At 46.2% G+C, this 1,656-nt stretch carries 2 protein-coding genes; one reads left to right on the top strand and one right to left on the bottom strand.

Annotated elements, in window-relative coordinates:
- On the top strand, nt 1-711 hold a 711-nt coding region (locus tag B5D35_RS23610; protein WP_212567571.1), incomplete at its 5' end, for a hypothetical protein.
- A gap of 304 nt (nt 712-1,015) precedes the next feature.
- Here B5D35_RS23610 and B5D35_RS25595 read toward each other — a convergent pair.
- On the bottom strand, nt 1,016-1,240 hold the full coding sequence (locus B5D35_RS25595; protein ID WP_078754831.1) for an IS1 family transposase: 225 nt from the start codon (nt 1,238-1,240) through the stop codon (nt 1,016-1,018).
- Nucleotides 1,241-1,656 lie beyond the last annotated feature (416 nt).

Genomic DNA, 1,656 nt, shown 5'->3' on the forward strand with positions numbered 1-1,656 from the left:
CAACCGTTAACAGCACGCCTTCCCGACGTGCCAAACAGACAAAGGACAGTGCAGAGCATGGCGATAAACAGTAACCCGTCACTCAAAGCACGGCATATGTTATTTTCTGCCACCACAGGTGGCGGGAAAACCACCGCCGTGCATCAACTGCCCCAACTGAAAAAAGCGCGACGTATCGCGCTTTATGACCCCTATGATGCCTATACCCAATTGGGCAAGAAAACCGTCATTAAAACTTACTCCCTGAAACACTTCGCGTTTGCCCTGGATATAGCCATGAAGCAAAAGAAAGCCTTTGTGGTGTCTTTGTGTCGTACCTATGGGGTAAAAGAGTTAACGCTGTTTGCCCGTATCGTTTGGGCGCTGGCTGACGGGAACAAGGAGCTGCATGTGGTCATTGAAGAGTTGATTGGCTCCATCGTCAGCCCTCAGACACTCAGTAAACCCGTTGCCGAGCTTTGGAACGGCGGACGACAGTTTGGGTTGGTCATGTATGCCTTGTTCCAACGTCCGCAAGAAGTCCCAAAGACCGTGGTCAGGCAATCCCAGTTTAAGTGGATAGGTAAGCAAGACGCAAAAGCAGATTGTCGTTACTGGAGCGCAGAAATTGATGTACCTATGGAAGACATTGACCGTTTGCAGGATTTGGAATACTACCTCAAAGAGAAAGGCGCCCCCCCTCAATACGGCAAAATCGCCTTACCCTATTAATCCCGATATTTGCCCCCGTGAGGCCTATAAGTTTGCACAAGCCTATAGGTCTCGACCGTTTACCTCGCGCCTAACGCCTTAGATACCCGTTTCAAACCGCAGTTCTAGGGGTATCAGACCTATAATTTAAACGTAGACTAACACGTCAGCAGATTATCGCTGGCTCGTTTCTGTCGAGTAGGCGACACTTGTTGCCAAGTGCCGTCTCTCTATGAACCGTACGTGCAACTTTCACTGCATACAGCTCAAGCCTCCACAAAGACATCGTTTGACACCCAGCAACTTAGAACACAACCTGCTGAAGTCATAGGCAAAAAGAAACGCACATCGAAACAGTCAATGCGTCGAGTAATACCTGCAACGCGGCAGAACTTCTCTTACCAAAAGCATAAGCTATTACACGCTTGTAGCGTAGTTCCCATGCATACCAAAGCCAGCGACAATTCTTCTTGTTGCTGACAAAAGACCACTGCTCATCGACTTTGCAAATAAGTTCAATGTTGGCGATGTCAAAAGGAAGAGTTGTTATTTGTCTCGGTGAGAGTTTTTAAAGTGTTTAGGACGGTGTTTTATAAGCGACATTGAGAGCATGGCCTGCCTGGCGTCATAGCTATTCATCGCCATCTCGACGATTTTATATTTGACAGCAAAATCACGAACTTCGCAGGCATAGTTGAGTTGAAAGCTGTGTTTACATTCAAGACCGCGAAAAAAGGAAAGCCAGTATGACCAATTCCATGTTCGTTATAAAAACGACAAGTTACTTGAACCGTGATCATGAGAACCTTCGTCAAAAGCAAGCATTTCAGCATAAAAACCGTTTTGATACATGATCTAAAAAAGAGCCTCTAGTTGATTTAAGTTTTGACTATCGGAGAGGCTTTGTTGCTTAAATCGATGGAACTAAATCTAGAAGCTACGATCTGATCGGCTACACCCATCAAT

Source organism: Enterovibrio nigricans DSM 22720, from assembly GCF_900167155.1.
GTDB classification, from domain to species: domain Bacteria; phylum Pseudomonadota; class Gammaproteobacteria; order Enterobacterales; family Vibrionaceae; genus Enterovibrio; species Enterovibrio nigricans.